The organism is Pseudomonas sp. S49 (genome assembly GCF_009866785.1).
GTDB lineage: Bacteria > Pseudomonadota > Gammaproteobacteria > Pseudomonadales > Pseudomonadaceae > Aquipseudomonas.
Window position 1 is genome coordinate 3,001,086 of the sequence record NZ_CP019432.1, and the last position, 20,580, is coordinate 3,021,665.

Below are 20,580 nucleotides of genomic sequence, written 5' to 3' on the forward strand. Positions count from 1 at the left end.
GGGCTGAGCGCCCAGGTCCTTGGCGGGTTTCAGTTGTCGTAGCCGAGGTTCGGTGCCAGCCAGCGCTCGGTCACGCTCAACTCCTGGCCTTTACGCGAGGTGTAGCTGGCGACCTGATCCTTGTCGATCTTGCCCACGGCAAAGTACTGCGCCTGCGGATGGGCGAAGTACCAGCCGCTGACGGCAGCCGCCGGGAACATCGCGTAGTGCTCGGTGAGGAACACTCCGCTGCGACCAGCGCGCATCTCTTCAGCTTCCGGATCGAGCAGGGCAAACAACGCCGCCTTCTCGGTGTGATCCGGGCACGCCGGGTAACCCGGAGCAGGGCGGATGCCGCTGTATTGCTCTTTGATCAGCGCTTCGTTGTCGAGGGTTTCACCCTTGGCATAACCCCAGTGCTCTTTACGCACCTGCTGGTGCAGCCATTCGGCGCAAGCTTCGGCCAGACGGTCGGCCAAGGCTTTGACCATGATCGAATTGTAGTCGTCGCCAGCGTCCTGATAAGCCTTGGCGACTTCTTCGGCGCCGATGCCGGCGGTGGTGATGAAACCACCGACGTAGTCGGTCACTTCGCTGTCCTTCGGCGCCACGAAGTCGGCCAGCGAGAAGTTTGGTTTGCCGTCGGTCTTGATGATCTGCTGGCGCAGGTGATGCAGTTTGGCCAATGGCTGGCCGTCATCGCCGTACAGTTCGATGTCGTCGTCATGCACCTGATTGGCCGGCCAGAAACCGAACACCGCACGGGCGCTGATCAGCTTCTCGTCGATCAGTTTGGCGAGCATCTCTTGCGCGTCCTTGTACAGCGCGGTGGCGGCTTCACCGACCACTTCGTCTTCAAGGATGCGCGGGAACTTGCCGGCCAAATCCCAGGAGATGAAGAACGGCGTCCAGTCGATGTATTCGGCCAGAACCTTGAGATCGATGTTGTCCAGCACCTTGCTGCCGGTGAAGCTCGGTTTGACCGGCTGGTACGCCGCCCAGTCGAACTGCGGCTTCTTGGCAATCGCGGCGGCGTAGCTCAGGCGCTCGGTACGGGCACTGCGATTCGAGGTGCGTTCGCGCACATCGACGTATTCCAGACGCGTCTTCTCGACGAAACCGGCCTTCAGTTCCTTGGACAGCAACTGGGTTGCTACACCTACCGCACGGGAGGCGTCGGTCACGTAGACCACGGCATCGTTGCTGTACTTCGGCTCGATCTTCACTGCCGTGTGCGCTTTGGAGGTGGTTGCGCCACCGATCATCAGCGGCAGATGGAAGTCCTGACGCTGCATCTCGCGAGCGACGTGGACCATTTCATCCAGCGACGGTGTGATCAGACCAGAGAGACCGATGATGTCGCACTTCTGCTCTTTGGCTACCTGCAGGATCTTCTCCGCCGGGACCATCACGCCGAGGTCGACGATGTCATAGCCGTTGCAACCGAGTACCACGCCAACGATGTTCTTGCCGATGTCGTGCACGTCGCCTTTTACGGTGGCCATGAGGATCTTGCCCTTGGCTTCCGGCTTGTCGCCTTTTTCCAGTTCGATGAACGGGATCAAGTGGGCCACGGCCTGCTTCATTACGCGGGCGGATTTCACTACTTGCGGGAGGAACATTTTGCCGGCGCCGAACAGGTCGCCGACGATGTTCATGCCGGACATCAGCGGGCCTTCGATCACTTCGATCGGGCGGGCGAACGACTGGCGCGACTCTTCGGTGTCTTCAACGATGTGCGTGGTGATGCCTTTGACCAGCGCATGTTCCAGACGCTTGTTGACCTCCCAGCTGCGCCACTCTTCGGTCTCGGCTTCCTTGACGCTGCCGTCGCCCTTGTACTTGTCGGCGATGGCGAGGAGGGCGTCGGTGCCTTCCGGGGTGCGGTTGAGGATCACGTCTTCCACGGCATCGCGCAGTTCCTGCGGGATCTGGTCGTAGATCTCCAGCTGCCCGGCGTTGACGATGCCCATGGTCAGGCCTGCGCGGATCGCGTACAGCAGGAACACCGAGTGAATTGCTTCACGCACCGGATTGTTGCCACGGAACGAGAACGACACGTTGGACACGCCGCCCGAGGTCAGCGCATACGGCAGTTCGTCGCGGATGTAGGCACAGGCGTTGATGAAGTCCACAGCGTAGTTGTTGTGTTCTTCGATGCCGGTGGCGACGGCAAAGATGTTCGGGTCGAAGATGATGTCTTCCGGCGGGAAGCCGACTTCGTTGACCAGAATGTCGTAGGAGCGTTTGCAGATTTCTTTCTTGCGCGCTTCGGTGTCGGCCTGGCCGGCTTCGTCGAACGCCATCACCACCACCGCAGCGCCGTAGCGCTTGCACAATTTGGCGTGATGGATGAACTGCTCGACGCCTTCTTTCATGCTGATCGAGTTGACGATGCCTTTGCCCTGAATGCACTTCAGGCCGGCTTCGATGACTTCCCATTTCGACGAGTCGATCATGATCGGCACGCGCGAGATGTCCGGTTCACCGGCGATCAGATTGAGGAAGGTCACCATGGCCTTCTTCGAATCGAGCATCCCTTCGTCCATGTTGATGTCGATCACCTGCGCGCCAGCTTCGACCTGTTGCAGGGCGACTTCCAGCGCTTCGGTGTAGTTGTCTTCACGGATCAGACGGGCGAACTTCGCCGAGCCGGTGATGTTGGTGCGCTCGCCGACGTTAACGAACAGCGAGTTGCGATCGATGGTGAACGGCTCCAGACCCGAGAGGCGGCAAGCCTTGGGAATGTCCGGAATTTCACGCGGTGCGTAACCGGCGACGGCTTTGGCGATGGCTTCGATGTGCCCTGGCGTGGTGCCACAGCAACCGCCGACGATGTTGAGGAAGCCGCTCTGGGCAAACTCTTCGATGACCTTCGCCGTTTCCGACGGCAGTTCGTCGTACTCGCCGAATTCGTTCGGCAGGCCGGCGTTCGGGTGCGCGGAAACGTGGGTGCTGGCCTTGTTCGACAGCTCTTCCAGGTACGGACGCAGTTCACTGGCGCCGAGCGCGCAGTTGAGGCCGACGGAGATTGGCTTGGCGTGCGCCACCGAGTTCCAGAACGCTTCGGTGGTCTGGCCCGACAGGGTGCGGCCGGAAGCGTCGGTGATGGTCCCGGAAATCATGATCGGCAGTTCGATGTGCAGCTCTTCGAACACGCCTTGCACAGCGAAGATCGCCGCTTTGGCGTTGAGGGTGTCGAAAATGGTTTCGATCAGGATCAGGTCCGCGCCGCCCTCGATCAGGCCTTTGGTGGCTTCGGTGTAGTTCTCCACCAGCTCATCGAAGGTGACGTTGCGATAGCCGGGGTTGTTGACGTCCGGCGACAGCGAACAGGTGCGGCTGGTCGGACCGAGCACGCCGGCGACGAAACGCGGCTTGGCCGGGTTCTCGGCGGTCTTGGCGTCGGCGACCTTGCGGGCCAGACGTGCGCCTTCTACGTTTAGTTCGTAGGCCAGTTCTTCCATACCGTAGTCGGCCATGGAAATGCGCGTAGCGTTGAAGGTGTTGGTCTCGAGGATGTCGGCGCCGGCATCCAGGTAGGCTTTCTCGATGCCGCCGATCACGTCCGGACGGGTGATCACCAGCAGGTCGTTGTTGCCCTTGACGTCACTCGGCCAGTCCGCGAAGCGTTTGCCGCGATAATCCTGCTCTTCGAGCTTGTAGCTCTGGATCATCGTGCCCATACCGCCGTCGAGTATCAGGATGCGCTCTTTGAGAGCTTGCTTGAGAGCTTGAAGGCGGACGCTGCGATCGGACATTTGGACTACTCGGAAAGACCATTACGAAGGAGCGGGATCATAGCAAACCTGTGCGCTTTTAGAGCATGTGGGGCTTTTGCATGAATATCGTTCATGTTGGTACGAGCGTCATACTGTAGACTCGCGGCGTTTTTTTCAGGATCGGGATCAAGGGCATGTCGTACCGCGTCATCAGCATGGTTTTGCTGTTCTTAAGCTGGGGCGCCGTTGCGCAAGAGCCCACGATCTCATACAGCCGTGATATCCAACCGATCTTCACCGAGAAGTGCGTGGCCTGCCACGCCTGCTACGACTCGGCCTGCCAATTGAATCTGGGCAGTGGCGAGGGCGCGGCCCGTGGCGCGAGCAAGATGCCGGTCTATGACGGCGAGCGCACACAAGCGGCACCGACCACTCGGCTGTTCTACGACGCCTTCGGCAAACGTGCCTGGCAGCAGAAAGACTTCTATTCGGTGCTCGATGCGCAGGGCAGTCAGGCGGCGCTGATGGCGCGCATGCTCGAGCTGGGGCATAAAACGCCATTGACGCCGAACGCCAAACTCCCGGAAGAGATTGTGCTGGGCCTGAACCGCGAGAACATGTGCTCGCTGCCCGCCGAGTTTGAAGGCTACGCCGGTGCCCATCCGAAAGAGGGCATGCCACTGGCGGTGACCGGGCTGACCGATCAGCAATATCAGACGCTGCAGCGCTGGCTGGCCTCGGGTGCGCCGATTGACGAACAAGGCCTGGCGCCGAGCGCGAAAGAGGCGCTGCAGATCGTTCAGTGGGAAAACCTGCTCAACACCCCCGGCGCCCGGCAGAGTCTGGTCGGCCGCTGGTTGTACGAGCACTGGTACCTCGCGCACATCTACTTCAAGGACGGCGAGCCTGGGCATTATTTCCAGTGGGTGCGATCACGTACACCCAGCGGTCAGCCGATCGACCTGATTGCCACCCGTCGTCCCAACGACGATCCGGGCACTCAGGTGTATTACCGCTTGTGGCCGGTGCAGGGCGTGATTGTGCATAAAACCCACATCACCTACCCGCTGAGCGCGGCGAAGATGGCGCGGGTGAAAAGCCTGTTCTACAGCGGCAACTGGCAGGTCAATGCGTTGCCCGGTTACGGCCCGCAGAGCCGTGCCAATCCATTCGCGACGTTCGAAGCGATTCCGGCGCAGGCGCGTTACCAGTTCATGCTCGACAACGCCGAATACTTCGTCCGCACGTTTATTCGCGGCCCGGTGTGCCGGGGGCAGATTGCGACCGACGTGATCCGCGACAACTTCTGGGCACTGTTCCAGGCACCGGAACACGACCTCTATATCACCGACCCGAATTATCGCGGTCAGGCCACACCGTTGCTGGCCATGCCGGGGCAGAACGACGATGTCGGCAGTGTGTTGAGTCTGTGGCACAACTATCGCAACAAACGTAATGAGTACGAGGCCCTGCGCCGCGACAGCTACGCCGATGTGCCCGCGCCGAGCTGGTCGACGTTGTGGGCCGGCAACGACAACGCGTTGCTGAGCATCTTCCGCCACTTCGACAGCGCTTCGGTGACCAAAGGCTTGATTGGCGAGGTGCCGCAGACGATGTGGCTGTTCGACTATCCCTTGCTCGAACGCACCTATTACCAGTTGGCGGTCAACTTCGACGTGTTCGGCAACGTCTCCCATCAGGCGCAAACCCGCCTGTATTTCGATCTGATCCGCAACGGCGCCGAGCAAAACTTCCTGCGCCTGATGCCCGCCGATTCCCGCGAGGATTACCTCGACGATTGGTATCAGAGCAGCGGCCAGTTCAAGATGTGGCTCGATTACGAAGCGATTGACGACGATAAGCCGACCGCGCTGAAACTCGACGAGAAAGACCCGAAATACGACTTCGCCATGCAATTACTGGCGCGTTACGGCGATCTCAATGCGCGGCCCGATCCGATCAATCGCTGCGATGGCGCTTATTGCTCGCGGCCGAATATCGACCCGGGGCTGCAAAATGCCGAACAGGCCTTGAGTCGCCTGACCTCACGTCCGGCGGCCGGTTTGAAGGTGATCGAGCAGTTGCCGGAAGCGACGATGCTGCGCATTGAAACCGCCAGCGGCAAACGCGAGGTCTACAGCCTGCTGCGCAATCGTGCACACAGCAACGTGGCGTTCCTGCTCGGTGAGTCGCTGCGCTATCAGCCCGGGCTGGACACACTGACCATTTACCCGGGCGTGCTCAGCAGTTATCCGAACTTCATCTTTAATGTCCCGGCCGATCAGGTGCCGGCGTTTGTCGATGCAATGGAAAACGCCAAAGACGCCAACCGCTTCGAGAAAATCGTCGAACGTTGGGGGATCCGCCGTAGTCATCCACAATTCTGGTTCTATTTCCACGATCTGAGCCAGTACCTGCACGAAACCGACCCGGTGGAAGAGGGTGTGCTGGACATGAACCGCTACGAGAATCTTTGATCGTTTGAAACAGGCCGACTGTCACAGCTTCAGGTAACACACAAATCCCCTGTAGGAGCTGTCGAGTGAAACGAGGCTGCGATCTTTTGATCTTTCAGAATCAAGATCAAAAGATCGCAGCGTGCCGCAGCTCCTACAGGGATTGAGGTGGATTTGAGGTTGTGATCGGGAGCAGGTGATGTTGATTTCAGTGCAAGCCCTGCGTGCGCTTGCCGCGTGGACGGTGGTCTGCCATCACTTCATGCAGATTTTCTTCGACTTCAAGGCACGCGGGCCGATCGGGCAACTGTTCATCGACAAAGGCGCAGTGGGCGTGGATATTTTCTTCGTCATCAGCGGCCTGGTGATTTTCCTCTCGACCGAAAACAAACCGCTGCCGCCCGCGCGTTTTCTGCTTTATCGGCTGTTTCGCATCGTCCCGGCGTATTGGCTGTACACGCTGTTGATGGCGGTGCTGGTGGTATTCGCCCAGCCGTTGCTGCCTGACCAGACCGTGGATTGGGGTCATCTGCTGTTGTCGCTGCTGTTCATTCCGACTGAGAACCCTGGCGGTTACGGCATCTATCCGACGTTGAACGTCGGCTGGACGCTCAATTACGAAATACTTTTCTATGTGCTGTTCGCCTGGGCGCTGCTGTTTCGCTTGCAGGTGCGCCTGCTGGTGGTCGCGGCGCTGCTGTTTGCAGTGAGTCAGGCGTGGACCGGGTTTGGCTGGATTAGCGAGTTTTACCGTTCGGACATCGTCTACGAGTTTCTGCTGGGGATCGGCATCGGCATGCTCTATCGCCGGGGCTGGATTGGCCCGGGTTTCTGGCTGCCGCTGACCGCGATTGGCGCTGCGTTGCTGGCGATCTATCACTGGGCACCGGCGCCGAGGCTGTTGAATTGGGGTGTGCCGAGCGCCGTACTGGTGATGGCGTGTATCTCGCTTGAGCGTTATGTCGAGCGCAGTCGCGTGCTCAAACTGCTCGGCGATTGCTCGTATTCGGTGTACTTGATGCACGTTCTGGTGCTGTCGGTGGGTGGATTTATCGCGCGACGCTACGGCATCAACCCGTATTTGATGTTTGTCGTGTGTGCGCTGGCCATCGGCGTCGGCTCCTGGTTGAGCTACGAATGGGTGGAAAAACGCAGCTATCGCTGGCTCAAGGCGCGAATCGACGACGAGCCCGACGAGAATCTTTCCCGACAAAAATACTAGGACTTTGTCCGGCGCAACGATTGGCGTAAACTGCGCCCAAGCCTGCGAGGAGTTTCCATGACCGCTATTACCATTACCGACGCCGCCCACGATTACCTGGCTGATCTGCTCTCCAAGCAGAACACCCCGGGCATCGGCATCCGCGTCTTCATCACCCAGCCTGGCACCCAGTACGCCGAAACCTGCATTGCCTACTGCAAGCCGGGCGAAGAAAAACCTGAAGACACCGCGCTGGGGCTGAAAAGCTTCACCGCTTATATCGATCATTTCAGCGAAGCGTTTCTCGATGACGCCGTCGTCGACTACGCCACCGACCGCATGGGCGGCCAGCTGACCATCAAGGCGCCAAACGCCAAAGTCCCGATGGTCAACGCCGACAGCCCGGTCAACGAGCGCATCAACTACTACCTGCAAACCGAGATCAACCCGGGGCTGGCCAGCCACGGCGGTCAGGTCAGCCTGATCGATGTGGTTGAAGACGGCATCGCCGTGTTGCAGTTCGGTGGCGGTTGCCAGGGCTGCGGTCAGGCGGACGTGACCTTGAAGGAAGGCATCGAGCGCACCTTGCTTGAGCGTATTCCTGAGCTGAAGGGCGTACGCGACGTGACCGACCACACGCAGAAAGAAAACGCCTATTACTAAGGTGTTCGCTGCGGACATGAAAAACGGCGCCCCGTGAGCGCCGTTTTTTTATGGCTGAGTTTTTTATGGATGAAATGTACTGACGCCTTCGCGAGCAGGCTCGCTCCCACCTTGATCGTTCCCACGCTCTGCGTGGGAATGCAGCCCGGGACGCTCCGCGTTCCATTTCACGGTCTGTACAAATGCGCATGCCCGGCGCGATACAGCGATGACTCGCTAAACACCTCACTGCCCAAAACGCGACCCACCAGAATCAACGCCGTACGCCGAAACCCTTTGGCCTCGACCTTCCCGGCGATATCCGCCAGCGTTCCCACCACCCAATCCTGATCCGGCCACGTCGCCCGGTGAATCACCGCAATCGGGCAATCCGCGCCGTAATGCGGCAGCAGTTCCACCAGAATCTTCGGCAAATGGTTAACCCCCAGATGAATCGCCATGGTCGCGCCATGCTGCGCCAGACTGCCGAGTTCCTCACCGGCCGGCATCGCGGTTTTATCGGCGTAGCGGGTCAGAATCACGCTTTGCGAGACGTCCGGCAACGTCAGTTCCGCGCCGAGCAACGCCGCACAGGCTGCCGTTGCCGTCACTCCCGGAATAATCTCGAACGGAATATCCAGCTCGCGCAGATAGCGAATCTGCTCACCAATCGCGCCATACAGGCTCGGATCACCGGAATGCACGCGCGCCACATCATCACCGTTGGCGTGCGCGGTTTTGATCAATTCGATGATCTGTTCCAGATGCAATTCAGCGCTGTTGACCACGGTTTGCGCTTGATGACCGTCCAGCACCGCCGCCGGTACCAGCGAGCCTGCATAAATGATCACCGGGCAGCTGCGAATCAGCCGCTGGCCTTTGACAGTGATCAGTTCCGGGTCGCCGGGGCCGGCACCGATGAAGTAGACGGTCATGGTTGAATCCTGTGAAAAAGGGGCACGGCAATCGCTTCAGATGAAGATTGCTCATGATCGGTGGCGAGGATTATCGGGAATTTATGCTGCGCCGGCCAATGCGAAGGTGGCCTGAGCGTATTTTTGCCGGGAAATCAGCAGTTTTGCCGGTGCCTGAATCAGCTGTTCGGCAAGGGCCAGCGCGGCGCTTTCGGCGACGCCATAGCAACCGGTACGTTCGTAAGCGATCTCGGAACGGTGGCTGAGTCGTTCCTGATAACTGGCCAGTTCTGCGCTGCTGAAGTACAGCAACGGCAGCGCCAGCTGTGCGGCGAGTTCCTGGAGACCGGGCTCATCACGCTTCAGGTCGATACTGGCCAAGGCCTTGACTGCTTGCAGCTCAATCCGATGAGCCTGTAACGCCTGATCAAGTAACGCGCGCAGCGTACTGGCCGGGCAGCCGCGCTGGCAGCCCAGGCCGATCACGAAGGTCGGCGCTGCGCTGTCATCGGTCATGCGTGGTATTGGCCATCGCTTTTGCGGCGGAACAACCAGGCGCTGATCAGGCCGAGGGCCAGCCAGAACACCACGTTGGTCAACTGAGAAGCGATTTTGAACTGAGCTTCCAATGCCTCGGGAGCGAGCATCGAATGCACTTGCGGCTGGGGTGCGCCGATTACGTGCGGCACAGCAAGGATGGCCACGCCGAGGATTTTCATCAGCCAGTGACGGCTGAACGCAATCAACGACAGGCCGACAGCGGTCGACGCGGCCGTGCCGATCCACCACATCTGGCGTGAGGCCAGATCAGCAGCGGCAGTGCCCGGCAATTCAGGTGGCAGGCCCATCGTCGGTGCCAGTACGAATGTCGCGTAACCGGCCAGGCCCCAGAGCAAGCCTTGGGAGGTTTTGGTCGGTGCGCGCAGGGTGTACAGGCCCGCGAGCATCAGGGCGAAACCCACCGCCACCACCAGGTTGCCGCCAGTGGTCGAAACCACGCGCTGCCAACCGTCTTCCGGCTCCCAGGCTTCAGCATCGTGGGTGTGCGCAGCGGTGCCTGCGGCGTGTTCATGAACTTCAGCGACCGGTTCGGCTTTCTCGAAGGTTTCCGCCTCAAGGATCAGCGGCGACACCCAGAAGCTTTGCAGCAGGGTGAGGAGCAGGGCGGCCAGCAGACCGGTGAAACCTGCGGTTTGCGCAATACGCTTGATCATGTCGACAGGTCTCAGTGGCACGGGAACGCGGCGCTGTGGCGGGTATCGTGGGCGGCGTTGTGCACCGCTTCGATGTGCGAGAAACCGGCAAAGTAGACCAGGCTGGCGCCGAGGATCGACGCGAAGATCGCGGCGGCCAGGCGTTGGCTCAGGGTGGTGGTGCTGGCGATTTTGTCCGTGTTGCTGCCGGTGCTGCTGATGATCGACATGGCGCTTCCCTCTGGAATGTCAGTGGGTGAATCGAGCGCATGAAAACCCCTGCGGGTCGGGCTCGCAGAGGTTCGAACAGCGCCCGCCCACCGCGGGTTTGTTATGTTCAGCGACGCACAAGGTGCGGGCTGTGTGTTGCGGGCCGGTCTCCGGGCTCACGAGGGGTTGGCGTCAGGCCGACCTGCAAGCGTCACCTTCCCATGCCGTACAGACACAGTGGTTTTGACGCTTCGCTCGCTTACCGTTGCGGGGGCAGCACCGGACTGACATGGCTCTGAGTAAAGCACATGATTCACCGGTTTCCCGTTTCACCCTGTGAAGGGCACCCGTAACAAGGTGTGTAGGAGAGCATGGGGGTGGGGTTTTGGTCAATTTTTGGGTGTATATCCGTTGCTGCGGGTGTGGCTGATTAGGGTTCCGCCCTTACGGCGGGTCACTTTTTCCAGACGCCGAAAAAGTAACCAAAAAGGCTTGCTCCTACGTGCGGCCCGCTCGCTGGGGCTCGGGGTTCCTTCGCTCCGGGATCGATCCGGGGGCAGCGCCTACGGTTTGCTTCGCTGCACCTCCTCTCGCTGTGTTTGGCTGCGCCAAACGGTCGCTGCGCTCCCACGCCCGGATCAACCCCTCCACTCAGCCTTCCGACGTCGCCCGTGGATCAAGATCAAGAGCAGGCGAGCTGACACTCGGCCTATTGAGTGGTGAAGAGCGTGGGTGTTCGGCTTTTGATTTGCGTTGTTGCTGCCCCTCACCCCAGCCCTCTCCCGAGGGAGAGGGAGCCGATTTTCGGGCGTTTCAAAACCTGAGTTCAACGCGGTATTGCACGTCGGCGTAGCTCTCCCAAACACCACGATCAGTCCCCTCTCCCTCCGGGAGAGGGCTAGGGTGAGGGGCTCTTGATCTGGTTTTTGATCCTGCTTTGGCTTTGGCTTTGGCTTTTGATCTTTTGCCCCTTCGGCAGGCCGAGCGAAGGTGTTCATCCGGGGGTAGGCGCGCAGCGCCGTGCGGCGAAGCCGCATTCATCGAGAGGAGGTGCAGCGAAGCAAACCGTAGGCGATGCCCCCGGATGGACACCGTAGCGAGGGAACACTGAGCCTCAGCGAAGTGCCGTACGCCGGGGCAAAGCCTTTTGGTTCCTTTTTGGCGTTTGAAAAAGGGACTCGCTGTAAGAGCGAAACCGCCGGCGGCAGCACCCGCAGCAACGGATATGCTCACATAACCAAAACCCAACCCATTGACCCATAACCACCCGATGCGTAGCCTTGCGCTTTCGAGGTTCTTCGGCCGTTGCCGAAGCTAAGAAGGGAACGCGGTCAATGCCGCGGCTGCCCCCGCAACTGTGAACGGTGATGTTCGCTGCCACGCCACTGCCAGCTCAACCCATGAGCCAGCGGGAAGGCGCAGCCAACGCCAGGCCCAATGCCTGAACACCGTCAGCCAGGAGACCTGCCTCGTCACAGATTCTCACTACAACCGGGCGGGGTGATCCGGTGGCGAACGCTTCCGGCGCGCACGCGCGTGGCCGGTTCTCGTCCCGTATGCCCGCCGCTTGCCAAAGGGCATACCGATGAAAACACTGGCCAAACTCCCCGTCACCATCGTCACCGGCTTCCTCGGCTCGGGCAAAACCACGCTGCTGCGGCACATGCTCGATAACGCCCAAGGCCGTCGTATCGCGGTGATCGTCAATGAGTTCGGCGAGCTGGGCATCGACGGTGAAATTCTCAAGCAATGCACCATCGGCTGCACCGAAGAAGAAGCCACCGGCCGCGTCTACGAACTGGCCAACGGCTGCCTGTGCTGCACCGTTCAGGAAGAATTCTTCCCGGTGATGCGTGAACTGGTCGCGCGTCGCGGTGACCTCGATCACATCCTCATCGAAACCTCGGGCCTGGCCCTGCCGAAGCCACTGGTGCAAGCGTTCCAGTGGCCGGAAATCCGCAGCGCCTGCACCGTTGACGCGGTGATCACCGTGGTCGACAGCCCGGCCGTAGCCGCTGGCACCTTCGCCGCGTTCCCGGATCAAGTCGATGCGCAGCGCAAACTCGACCCGAACCTCGATCACGAATCGCCGCTGCACGAACTGTTCGCCGACCAACTGGCCAGCGCCGACCTCGTCATCCTCAACAAGGCCGATCAGACCAGCCCGGAAGACTTGGCGCGCGTCCGCGCTGAAGTCGCCGAAGAGCTGCCACCGGCGGTGAAAATCATCGAAGCCAGCAACGGTCGTCTGCCGCTGGACGTGCTGATCGGCCTCGGCGCCGGTTCCGAAGAACACATCGACAGCCGCCACAGCCACCATGATCACCACCACGGTGAAGGCGATGACGACCACGATGACCACGATCACGACGCCTTCGATTCGATCTCCATCGAACTTCCGCAAGCTGATGAAAGCCTGCTGCTCGACGCCTTGACGCAACTGGTGGTCAAGCACGGCATCTTGCGCGTGAAGGGCTTTGCGGCCATTCCAAACAAGCCAATGCGTTTGCTGATTCAAGGCGTGGGTACGCGTTTCGACAAGCATTTCGACCGTCAGTGGGGCGCCGATGAAGCGCGCGTCACGCGTCTGGTGCTGATCGGTCAGGAACTCGACGCCGCCCAACTCGAAGCGCAACTGCGCGCTGCGCTCAGCGTTTAAACCATGCACCTGCTCAGGACTCAGCCCGGCGGATTCGTCTCGGATGACAACATTGCCGACCTTGGCCAAACCCCCGCCGAGCTGGTGATCCTGTGCAGCGGCGACTCCAGCCTGGCGCTGCTCGCCGAAGCCGCGCAGCAGTTGCCGGAAGATTATCCGAGCCTGCGTCTGGCCAATCCGATGCAGGTGCAGAATCACGCTTCGGTCGATCTGTACGTCGACGAAGTGCTGCGTCACGCCAAGGTCATTCTGATCTCGCTGCACGGCGGCATTGCCTATTGGCGTTATGGCGTCGAGCGCTTGGTCGAGCTGGCCGAACGTGGCGTGCAGGTGATTCTGGTACCGGGCGATGACCGTCCCGATCCGGAGCTCAGCGACTTGAGCACCGTCAATGCAGAAGATCGCGACCGGCTCTGGCAATTCCTGCGGCAGGGCGGTCTGGGCAATGCGCTGGATTTCTTCCGCTGTCTGGCCAGCCGTTGGCTCGCCCGCGATTACGCCTGGGAAGAACCGCAAACCCTGCCGCGCACGGCGATTTACCACCCGAACAAAACCAGCGCCGCACTGAGTGACTGGCAAGCCGAATGGCTGCCGGAAAACCCGGTGGCGGCGGTGCTGTTTTACCGCTCGCACCTGCAAGCGGCGAACACCGCGTTCATCGATGTTTTCTGCCAGCGCTTGCAGGCAGCGGGGTTGAATCCGCTGCCGATCGCGGTGGCCAGTCTGAAAGAACCCGGCTGCCTGGCGATGGTCGAGGATTGGCTGGATGAAGTCGAGGCGGGGGTGATTCTCAACACCACCGGATTCGCTCAGTCCAGCCCTGAAGCGCCGCATCTGCGGCCGTTTCGCCGCAATATTCCGGTGATCCAGGCGATCTGCGCGCAGGACAACGAGCCCGGCTGGCGTGACAGCGAGCAAGGTCTGGGGCCACGGGATCTGGCGATGCACATTGCCTTGCCGGAACTCGACGGGCGCATCATCAGTCGGCCGATCAGTTTCAAGGATCTGGCCTGGCGCAGTGAGCGCAGCCAGTCCGATGTGGTCTGCTACCGCGCGCAGCCTGAGCGCATGGATTTTGTCGCGGAACTGGCGCGGCGCTGGATTGCTCTGGCACGGGTGCCGAATGGCGAAAAACGCATTGCGCTGATTCTCGCCAATTACCCGACCCGCGACGGACGCATCGGCAACGGCGTCGGCCTCGACACGCCCGCAGCGGCGCTGAATATCCTGCGCGCGTTGCAGGCTGAGGGTTATCCGCTCACCGCTGAACTGCCGGGCAGCGGCACCGAGTTGATCCAGCAATTGCTCGGCGGCGTCAGCAACGATCTCGACACGATTGATCTGCGCCCGTGCCAGCAAAGCCTGGCGATGGACGCGTACCTGACGATGTTCAATGCGCTGCCCGAGGCCAATCGCGCCGCCGTTGTCGAACGCTGGGGCCCGCCGCAAAACGATCCGATGTGCCGCGACGGGCGGATGATGATTGCTGGTCTGCGCTTCGGCCTGACCTTCGTCGGCATTCAGCCGGCGCGCGGTTATCAGGTCGATCCGAGCGCGGTCTATCACGATCCGGATCTGGTGCCGCCGCACGGTTATCTGGCGTTTTATTTCTGGTTGCGCAACACCTACGGCGCCCACGGCGTGATTCACGTCGGCAAGCACGGCAACCTCGAATGGCTGCCGGGCAAAGGCGTTGGCCTTTCGGAAAACTGCTGGCCGGACGCATTGCTCGGGCCGCTGCCGAACATCTATCCGTTTATCGTCAATGACCCGGGCGAGGGCGCCCAGGCCAAGCGGCGCACGCAGGCGGTGATCATCGACCACCTGATGCCGCCGCTGACCCGCGCCGAAACCTATGGGCCGTTGCGCAATCTGGAGCTGCTGGCCGACGAATATTACGAAGCGCAGTTGCTCGATCCGCGTCGCGCCCGCGAGTTGCAGCGCGACATTCTGCAACTGGTGCGGGACACGCAGATCGACCGCGAACTGCAACTCGACGCCGGGATGGACAGCGACGCCGACGCGGCGATCTGGTTGCCGCGTCTCGATACCTATTTGTGTGATTTGAAGGAATCGCAGATTCGCGATGGCTTGCACATTTTTGGCGAGTCACCGAGCGGGCGATTGCGCATTGATACGTTGTTGGCGTTGTTGCGTATTCCGCGCGGAGACGGGAAGGGCGCGCAGTCGAGCCTGCTGCGCGCACTGGCCAAAGCATTCGAACTTGGTTTCGATCCGCTCGACTGTGCGTTGGCCGATCCATGGACCGGCCCGCGTCCCGCAGAGCTGCAAGAGCAAAGCGACGAAGTCTGGCGCACCGCCGGCGACACCCGCGAACGCCTCGAACTGTTTGCCACTGAACTGATTTTCCAGACGCTGCAATCCCCTTGTAGGAGTGAGCCTGCTCGCGATAGCGGAGTGTCATTCGATACAGATTTGCCTGATACACCGCCATCGCGAGCAGGCTCACTCCTACAAGGACCGCGTTGGGCTGAAGTCGGCGCAATCATCGACAATCTGCGCGAAGTCGTCGCCCCACGCCTGGACGCCTGCGGCCCCGCTGAAATGCGCGGCCTGCTCGACGCCCTCAGCGGTCGTTTCGTCCCCGCCGGCCCGAGCGGCGCGCCCAGCCGTGGTCGCCTCGACGTGCTACCGACCGGACGCAATTTCTACTCGGTCGACGTACGCAATCTGCCGACCACCACCGCATGGCGCATCGGTTTCCAGTCGGCGACGTTGATTCTCGAGCGTCACCTGCAGGACCACGGCGATCACCTGCGTCAGCTCGGATTATCGGTGTGGGGCACCGCGACCATGCGCACCGGCGGCGACGACATCGCCCAGGCCATGGCGCTGATGGGCGTGCGCCCGGTGTGGGCCACTGGCAGTCAGCGTGTCGATGATTTCGAGATTCTGCCGCTGAGCCTGCTCGACCGCCCGCGCGTTGATGTCACCCTGCGAGTCTCCGGATTCTTCCGCGATGCCTTTGCCAACCTGATCCGCCTGTTCGACGCTGCTGTGCAAGCAGTGGCGGCACTGGATGAGCCGGACGATCTCAATCCGCTGGCGGCTAAAGTGCGCGCCGAGCGTGAGTTTTTGCTGCAATCGGGTCTTGATGACGAAACGGCGCGGCGTCAGGCCGGTTGGCGGATCTTCGGGGCCAAGCCCGGTGCCTACGGTGCGGGCGTGCAGGGCGCTATCGACGGGCGTTTGTGGCAGAGCCGCGACGATCTGGCCGAGGTTTATCTGAATTGGGGCGCCTACGCTTACGGCGGTTCCGACGAAGGCACCGCCGCCCGTGAACAATTCGTGCAGCGCCTGAGTCAGGTGCAAGCGGTGTTGCAAAATCAGGACAATCGCGAGCACGACTTGCTCGATTCCAACGACTATTACCAGTTCCAGGGCGGCATGCTCGCCGCCGTGGAAACCCTGCGCGGCGAAGCGGCGGCCAGTTATCACGGCGATCACAGCCAGCCGGATCTGCCGAAGATTCGCACCTTGAAAGAAGAGCTGAACCGGGTGATTCGCTCGCGGGCGGCTAATCCGAAATGGATCGACGGGGTCAAGCGGCACGGCTATAAAGGTGCGTTTGAAATGGCGGCGACGGTTGATAACCTGTTTGCGTTCGATGCCACCACGCAGTTGATCGATGACCACCAGTACGCGTTGTTGGCGGATGCTTATTTGCTCGATCCGGCGACTCGGGAATTTGTTCGCGAGCATAATCCGCATGCGCTGCGGGATATGACCGAACGCATGCTTGAGGCGCAACAGCGGGGGATGTGGCAGGAGCCGGGGGCTTATAAAGAGGCGCTGGAAAATCTGCTGCTGGATATAGAGGAAGATATGTAGCCGCTCAAAAGCTACCCTCACCCCAGCCCTCTCCCGGAGGGAGAGGGGGCCGATCTATGTTGCTGTCAAAACTTGAGCTCGGCTCGATATATCAGGTCGGCGTAACTCGCCAGAACACCTCGGTCAGTTCCCTCTCCCTCTGGGAGAGGGCTAGGGTGAGGGCCATCCCAACTGACACACCACAATGCCAAGAACACCAATGACCACGACAGAGAAAATCCAAATGACCGACACACCACATTTCCCGCTCTCCGCCGTGGTCGGCGCCGATGACTTGAAACTCGCCCTGTGCCTCACCGCCATCGACCCGAAAATCGGCGGTGTGTTGATCGAAGGCCCGCGTGGCATGGCCAAGTCCACGCTGGCCCGTGGCCTGGCCGATCTTCTCGCCAGTGGTCAATTCGTCACCTTGCCGCTGGGCGCCACCGAAGAACGTTTGGTCGGCACCCTCGACCTCGACGCTGCCCTCAGTGAGGGGCGTGCGCAGTTTTCGCCGGGTGTGCTGGCCAAGGCTGACGGCGGTGTGCTCTACGTCGATGAAGTCAATCTGCTGCCAGATCACCTCGTCGACCTGCTGCTCGATGTCGCCGCCAGCGGCACCAACCTGATCGAGCGCGACGGTATTTCCCATCGGCATTCGGCGAACTTCGTACTGATCGGCACCATGAATCCGGAAGAGGGCGAGTTGCGTCCTCAGTTGCTCGACCGCTTCGGCTTGAACGTCGCCCTCAGTGGCCACACGGCACCGACCGAACGCGGACAGATCATTCGTCGGCGACTGGATTTCGACAGCGATCCGCAAGCGTTCTGCGCGCAGTGGGAAGCTGAGCAACAAGCCCTGCGTACTCGCTGCGAAACCGCTCGCGTTGCCTTGGTCAACATAGCGCTGGACGACGTGTCGCTGGCACAGATTACCGAGCGCTGTTTTGCCGCCGGGGTCGATGGTCTGCGTGCCGACCTGGTCTGGTTGCGCGCCGCCCGGGCTCATGCTGCATGGCGCGGGGCTGAGGTGATTGGTGAAGAAGATATCGACGCCGTGGCCGAGTTTGCCCTGCGCCATCGTCGTCGCGAGCAACCGGCATCGAGCCCTCAACAATCAGCCCAATCACCCGCCGAGGCTCAGGCTTCGCCGAGCGAAGGGCAGGGTCAGTGGGGTGACATGCCGGCGCCCGCGCTCGCCACGGGCGCTCGCCGTGAAGTGCCGAGCTGGCCAAAAAAGCCTTAGGCATTCGCCCCCGGTCCGACGCGGGGGCGAATGCCAGACCCCGCGCCGGACGACTGGACAACGGACGCCAAGGCAAGCGTCATGTCGCTCGCAGCGGTACGGTGAACTGGCCGGGCACGTTGCTCAACGGGCGTCCTCGGGGGCGTGAGGATCTGCTGTTTCAACTGCGCACGCGCTCGCCGCATGAACTATGGCTGGTCATCGTCGATGCGTCGGCCTCGACACGGCGCCATCAGGCTTTGAGCGATGCCAAAGGCCTGCTCGCGCAACTGTTCGATGACGCTTACCGCCAACGTGCGCGCCTGGCGTTGTTGACGGCCAGTGGCGCGGCGCCGAAATGGCAGGTGCAAGGGTTGAAAGCGTCGAGCGGCTTGCGCGTCTGGCTGGAGACTTTGGGTGCCGGCGGCGGCACGCCGTTAATGGCGGCACTGATGCAGGCCGAGCAATGGCTGGCGGTGCGGCGCAAGCGTTTTCCTGCGGAGCAGCAGCGGTTGCTGGTGGTGACCGATGGGCGTTTGAAACAGTGGTCGGGATTGCCGACGCTGGCGTGTCCGGGGTTGTTGATCGATATCGAGCGCGGGCCGATCCGGTTGGGCCGGGCGCGGGATCTGGCCGAGGCGTTGGGGTCAGAGTATCGACATATCGATGAACTGATTTCTCTCTGAGCTTTTCGGCGATTGTTCGAACGTCTTCGCGAGCAGGCTCGCTCCCACCCTGGAATGCGTTCAAATGTGGGAGCGAGCCTGCTCGCGAAGGCATCACCTCGGTTTTTCATTTAAACACTCAAACCCGCATCCCTGCTCTATGCTGCACCCAGCCCCAATCACAAGGAGTGAGCGATGCGCGTACTGGTCAGAAATCCCGCAGACGATTTCCGCGTCAAAGCCTACGCCGGCACGAACGGCGTGCTGCTCGCCATGGATCTGGCCGAGCCCCGGCGCAAAGGCCTGCTGGGGTTTGCCATCGAAAAGCAGCAGGGCGCCAAACCCTGGTTGTTTCTGTTTAACAGCCTGACCTTCCCCGGCAAGCCGCACACCTTTGCGCAGTTCCACGCCACACCGAGCGATACCGCCCCGCTGCAGAAATTTCGCTGGGCTGATTACGCGGTCAATCCGGGCATGACCCTTCACTATCGTGTGCACCTGGCCTACGGCTCTGCCGACGCCGTGCAGTTGGGTGAATCGCTGGAGCTGACGATCACTTCCGATGACGGTCACCCGAGCAACCAAAGCGTGATCTTCAATCGCGCCGTTGCCGCCAGTCAGGCATTCCAGCGCAAGTTTCCCGATCTCGACGCACAGATCAGCGCCAACAAAAACATGCCCATCGAAGCCTGGCCCGATGCGGCCCGTCAGTGGCTGGAAAACGGCTTGCTCGGGCGCTTGCTGGGTTTTATCGAGCGCGCCGTCGACGAGCAATGGGCGCTGGACATTGCCATCTATGAATACCAATTGCAGGCGATCATCGAGGCGGTGAACGCGGCATTCGCGCGGGGCGTAAAGGTGCGGGTGCTGTATCACGCGCGGCTGGATGACGAAGACACCACGATCAACCAAGCGAGTCTGGCGGCGCTGCCGCTCGAGAGCAAACGCGGGCGGGTGACCCATAACATCTTTCACAACAAGTTCATCGTTCTGAGTCGCGTCGATGGCAGCGGCGAGCATCAGCCTGCAGCGGTTCTGTGTGGCAGCACCAACTTCACCGCCAACGGGGTCTATCGTCAGGCCAATGTGGTGCATGTGCTGGACGACGAATCGGTTGCTGCCAGTTATCTGCAAATGTTCGAGCAGATCTGGGTGCAGCCGGATGATGTCGGTGTAACCCGCGACTGGGTCACCGAACACAACCCGATGAATGCGCAACAGCCGTTATTCGCCGGTTTTTCACCGCGTACCGGCGGGGCTGACCTGAAAGCGTTCGTTGAGATCATCAGCGCGGCAAAAAAGGACGTGCTGTTCGTCACGGCGTTTTCGCTGCCGGACGCGATTCTTAACGCGTTACTCGGCCAGCCGCACGATGACATTCTGCGTTATGGTCTGCAGAACACTGCCAGTCGCATCAGCGGATTCCACGCCGACCGCAGCGCCGAATTCGCCGCCACTGCGTTGCTCAATACCGGGCTGGAAGGCTGGCTGCGCGAGAACATGAAAGGCCAGAAAGGCAATCTGCTGGTGCACACCAAAGCGGTGGTCACTGACTTCACCACAGACACCCCGACCATCATCAGCGGCAGCCACAACCTCAGCGCTTCGGCCAGTAATGGCAATGATGAAAACTACCTGATCATTCGTGGCGACACCGATCTTGCCGACCGCTATGGTCTGGAACTGCTGCGGTTCTACGAGCATTACCGCTTTCGTTATTTCGCGAAGAAACTGGCGTTGAAGCAGGTGAGTCCATTGGCGATAGACGACAGTTGGACCAACGATTACTACCTCGAAGGGGATTTGCGCCAGCTGTCACGTCTGCGCTTTGCCGGACGTTAGCGTTTTTTGACCTATTCACCAAATCTATTCTTGGGTTGCTC

13 protein-coding genes and 2 riboswitches are annotated in these 20,580 nt (G+C 60.9%); of the genes, 8 read left to right on the forward strand and 5 right to left on the reverse strand.

The genetic code is table 11. The features are described from left to right. Positions 1 to 29: 29 nt before the first annotated feature. Complete coding sequence (metH, locus tag PspS49_RS13270; protein ID WP_150752034.1) at positions 30 to 3,740, reverse strand: methionine synthase; 3,711 nt, start codon at positions 3,738 to 3,740, stop codon at positions 30 to 32. Between the two features lie 155 nt (positions 3,741 to 3,895). Here metH and PspS49_RS13275 point away from each other — a divergent pair, with 155 nt between their 5' ends. The 3 genes from PspS49_RS13275 to nfuA all read left to right on the forward strand — a co-directional run bounded on the left by PspS49_RS13275 (position 3,896) and on the right by nfuA (position 8,021). After that, on the forward strand, positions 3,896 to 6,178 hold the full coding sequence (locus PspS49_RS13275) for a fatty acid cis/trans isomerase (RefSeq protein ID WP_160039693.1): 2,283 nt from the start codon (positions 3,896 to 3,898) through the stop codon (positions 6,176 to 6,178). Positions 6,179 to 6,356: 178 nt separating this feature from the next. Continuing rightward, positions 6,357 to 7,379, forward strand: coding sequence for an acyltransferase (locus tag PspS49_RS13280; protein ID WP_160039695.1), 1,023 nt, complete (start codon positions 6,357 to 6,359; stop codon positions 7,377 to 7,379). Between the two features lie 57 nt (positions 7,380 to 7,436). Next, positions 7,437 to 8,021 carry a Fe-S biogenesis protein NfuA gene (gene nfuA / locus PspS49_RS13285; protein ID WP_007912592.1) on the forward strand — a complete coding sequence of 195 codons (585 nt, stop codon included), beginning with the start codon at positions 7,437 to 7,439 and terminating at the stop codon, positions 8,019 to 8,021. A 167-nt stretch (positions 8,022 to 8,188) separates the two neighbouring features. On the opposite strand, the gene cobM is transcribed toward nfuA, so the two are convergent. The 4 genes from cobM to PspS49_RS13305 form a co-directional block, all read right to left on the reverse strand. Beyond that, entirely contained in the window at positions 8,189 to 8,935 is a 747-nt protein-coding gene (gene cobM / locus PspS49_RS13290; protein WP_150752036.1) for a precorrin-4 C(11)-methyltransferase, read from the reverse strand. Positions 8,936 to 9,016: 81 nt separating this feature from the next. After that, entirely contained in the window at positions 9,017 to 9,430 is a 414-nt protein-coding gene (locus PspS49_RS13295) for a cobalamin biosynthesis protein (protein WP_127927090.1), read from the reverse strand. Beyond that, positions 9,427 to 10,128, reverse strand: a complete 702-nt coding sequence (locus tag PspS49_RS13300; RefSeq protein ID WP_160039697.1) for a CbtA family protein — start codon at positions 10,126 to 10,128, stop codon at positions 9,427 to 9,429. The genes PspS49_RS13295 and PspS49_RS13300 overlap by 4 nt, the downstream gene beginning before the upstream one ends. Positions 10,129 to 10,139: 11 nt before the next feature. Beyond that, complete coding sequence (locus PspS49_RS13305) at positions 10,140 to 10,337, reverse strand: CbtB domain-containing protein (protein WP_122844784.1); 198 nt, start codon at positions 10,335 to 10,337, stop codon at positions 10,140 to 10,142. A gap of 123 nt (positions 10,338 to 10,460) precedes the next feature. Continuing rightward, positions 10,461 to 10,683: riboswitch (cobalamin riboswitch) on the reverse strand. A 908-nt stretch (positions 10,684 to 11,591) separates the two neighbouring features. Then, positions 11,592 to 11,804: riboswitch (cobalamin riboswitch) on the forward strand. Positions 11,805 to 11,902: 98 nt separating this feature from the next. Here PspS49_RS13305 and cobW point away from each other — a divergent pair. The 5 genes from cobW to PspS49_RS13330 all read left to right on the forward strand — a co-directional run bounded on the left by cobW (position 11,903) and on the right by PspS49_RS13330 (position 20,539). Next, complete coding sequence (cobW, locus tag PspS49_RS13310) at positions 11,903 to 12,976, forward strand: cobalamin biosynthesis protein CobW (protein WP_034154301.1); 1,074 nt, start codon at positions 11,903 to 11,905, stop codon at positions 12,974 to 12,976. A gap of 3 nt (positions 12,977 to 12,979) precedes the next feature. Continuing rightward, complete coding sequence (cobN, locus tag PspS49_RS13315; RefSeq protein ID WP_160039699.1) at positions 12,980 to 16,828, forward strand: cobaltochelatase subunit CobN; 3,849 nt, start codon at positions 12,980 to 12,982, stop codon at positions 16,826 to 16,828. A gap of 223 nt (positions 16,829 to 17,051) precedes the next feature. Continuing rightward, positions 17,052 to 18,053: an AAA family ATPase gene (locus PspS49_RS13320; RefSeq protein WP_160039701.1), complete on the forward strand. Its 1,002-nt coding sequence runs from the start codon at positions 17,052 to 17,054 to the stop codon at positions 18,051 to 18,053. A gap of 53 nt (positions 18,054 to 18,106) precedes the next feature. Next, a complete protein-coding gene (locus PspS49_RS13325) occupies positions 18,107 to 18,718 on the forward strand; it encodes a VWA domain-containing protein (RefSeq protein ID WP_160042512.1) in 612 nt (203 codons plus the stop codon). A 174-nt stretch (positions 18,719 to 18,892) separates the two neighbouring features. Further along, positions 18,893 to 20,539 carry a phospholipase D-like domain-containing protein gene (locus tag PspS49_RS13330; protein WP_160039703.1) on the forward strand — a complete coding sequence of 549 codons (1,647 nt, stop codon included), beginning with the start codon at positions 18,893 to 18,895 and terminating at the stop codon, positions 20,537 to 20,539. Positions 20,540 to 20,580 lie beyond the last annotated feature (41 nt).